This is a genomic window from Candidatus Cloacimonadota bacterium, assembly GCA_011372345.1.
Classification (GTDB): domain Bacteria; phylum Cloacimonadota; class Cloacimonadia; order Cloacimonadales; family TCS61; genus DRTC01.
The window spans coordinates 1-2600 of the sequence record DRTC01000552.1; the positions used below are offsets into that span (position 1 = coordinate 1).

Genomic DNA, 2600 nt, shown 5'->3' on the forward strand with positions numbered 1-2600 from the left:
GGGTTACAGTGACGGTGTGGATTCGGGGAAAAAAGGAACCGAACTGCAAAATCATGTACAAAATGCTTTTGACGAAGCAGGGCTGCAAACTATTCCCAAAATTGAAGCCGGACTTTTTTGGTTCGATATCATTGCGCAGGTAGCAACTCTTTTGGGGCTGCTGGGAACGATTTTCGGGTTGGTTAACGCTTTTGATGCCCTGGCTACAGCAGCCGAAGCTGATAAAAGTCGTCTTCTGACCGAAGGTATTGCCATGGCTATGGGAACAACTGCTTATGGTTTGATTGTTGCCATCCCCACGATGCTGATTAAAGGTGCCCTGCAAGCAAGAGCTGAAAAGATTATTAATGATATTGATGAATTTAGTGTGAAAATGATAAATCAAATAACTTATGCAATGAAGGATTAATTTTAAATATTAATTTTGTGAAGGAATAAATTATGGCCTATGGTCCATCCAGAAGCAGATCAAAATCGCTGCGGGAATCCAGGTCTCCAAATCTGATTCCAATTATGAATCTGTTTATTGTCATCATTCCAATGCTGATGACAATCATGATTTCGGTGCGCCTGGCGATGATTGAAATTACTCTGCCAGCTCAAGGCGGTAAACAAGAGGAAGAAACTCTGAACGAACCGCCCAAAGCTCTCACTCTGGTTTTGTATCCCGACAGATTTGAAATAAAAGTGGAAGATGAAGAAGGTGTTATTAAAATTCCGCAGTTGGCTGAAAATGAATATGATTTTGTAACACTTGATAAGGAAATTGAGCGTCTGAAACAAGAATTTCCCCAGCAATTTACTATGGAGATTCTTCCCGATCCCAATGTGAAATTCGATACGCTTTTGCGTAGTATAGATATTTGCAAATCTCATGATTTTCCCAATGTCAAATATCTGACCACAAAGACCAAAGTTTATAAGGCCAAATAGGGAGAACGTGATGAAAAGATTATCTTACATTCCTATTTGGAAAAAACAATCCAGAAACTCTGTTCGAAAACAAAAAATCAATAAAACCAAAGATTTAAATATTACCTCTCTGATTGATATCTTAACTATCCTGCTGGTGTTTATTATCAAAAATGTTTCCATGGATGTTTCCGGAAAAAATGTTCCGCAAGGAATGCTCTTGCCAACCACGATTACCAAAAACGCTTTAATTGAAAGCGGACAAAGCATTATCATCAAAATCTATCCCGATCAAATTCTTTATGGAAAAGAAAATACTCCGGTCGGCTCGCTGGAAAATTTTATTGCCGATAAAAAAGTTCGCACGGCGTTGCTAAGGTTCATGAAACTGGAAGCCGATAAAATTAAAGAAGTTGGAAATATTCCCTGTTTGTTGATTCAGGCAGATAAAAATTTGAGCTGCAAATACATAACTGAGTTTGTTAAATTCAGTGCGCAGGCTTCCTTTACCAATATCTATTTCTCCACTATTCACACCGATGAAAAGAAAGAAGTTTTGGGAATTCAGGGGTGAAGATGGAAAAGATGATTTTGAATCTGAAATTTAAATATAAAGGAAAATATCTGGATATTGCCAAGTATAATAGAGATTTCCATAATCGCTTTTTCGTAGGCAGCGATAAAAATCTGATGTGGCAAATCTTAAATAGCAATTTCCCTGAAAAATTCCTGCTTATCGAACGTAAAAAAGATTATTTCATCCTTCATCTTTGGGATAAAATGGATATCCTGGTAAAGGAAGGAAATCAGATATTTACTAAACAACAACTTATTGAAACCGGAATTCTGAAAGATAATCGATTGCTGCTGAAAGAAAATCAAATGGGACGCATTAGATTTTTGGATGATTGGGAAATCGAATATAGTTTCGTGAAACCTGTTAAGAAAATTCTTTCGGATGCGGAAAAACAAGTCATCAAACAGTTTGCCACTTTTTCAAAACTTTCTCCCCTGGAAAGAAATACCCGAATTTTCTTGCTCCTGGGTGTTCTGCTGACGGTTGGCCTGTTGTATATTTTCGAAGCCAACTATCAACCTCCGGAAATTAATAGTTTGGTAGAACGTCTTTCCCAGCTCGAAAAAATTGCAACTCGTGTGGAAGTTCCGGTCGTTGAAGAAGAGAAACAACCCAAAAAAATCTATAAACCCAGAGAAGAAAGCGAACAGGAAGTTGCGCAACAGGTACAGCAAGCAGCCCGAATAACTGCGGCAGAATTTGAAGCTGAATTCGGTCTTTCTCTAGATGCCAGCCTTTCTGGTGGAACGGAAAATGAACTCAACAATCAGCTTTTGGAAATCACTGAAGTTCAGGAAATCGTTTCTACGGGAGAAGGAAGTAAATCTGGTGTTGTACCTCAAATTACTCGTGGCGCCAGCGAACTGGATGTAATCAGCTCCAAAATTCAATTGGATGAAGGAGAAGGCTTGGGTAGTTTGGGCGGATTGGAAGGAATAGATCTGGATGCGGAAAGTGGATTTGAAGAAATAGATTTAGCCAATTTGGGCGGAAACATCGAGCAATACAAGATTACAAAAATCGAAAGTAAAAAGAAATTTGAGGAAATTAAAAAACACTTTTCCGGCATAAAAATGATGCAGGAAGGTAATATTGAAATTCAGGAAATGCA

At 38.3% G+C, this 2600-nt stretch carries 4 protein-coding genes; all 4 read left to right on the forward strand.

The features are described 5' to 3' along the window. Positions 1-409, forward strand: a 409-nt coding sequence (locus ENL20_10450) for a MotA/TolQ/ExbB proton channel family protein (protein HHE38977.1), incomplete at its 5' end; no start/stop codon positions are given. A gap of 32 nt (positions 410-441) precedes the next feature. Next, on the forward strand, positions 442-933 hold the full coding sequence (locus ENL20_10455) for a hypothetical protein (GenBank protein ID HHE38978.1): 492 nt from the start codon (positions 442-444) through the stop codon (positions 931-933). Positions 934-943: 10 nt separating this feature from the next. Next, positions 944-1486, forward strand: a complete 543-nt coding sequence (locus ENL20_10460; GenBank protein HHE38979.1) for a biopolymer transporter ExbD — start codon at positions 944-946, stop codon at positions 1484-1486. Positions 1487-1488: 2 nt separating this feature from the next. After that, on the forward strand, positions 1489-2600 hold a 1112-nt coding region (locus tag ENL20_10465), incomplete at its 3' end, for a hypothetical protein (GenBank protein ID HHE38980.1).

Coding starts and splice junctions, on each gene's coding strand:
- ENL20_10455 (HHE38978.1), top strand. CDS start 442: ATGGCCTATGGTCCATCCAGAAGCAGATCAAAATCGCTGCGGGAATCC.
- ENL20_10460 (HHE38979.1), top strand. CDS start 944: ATGAAAAGATTATCTTACATTCCTATTTGGAAAAAACAATCCAGAAAC.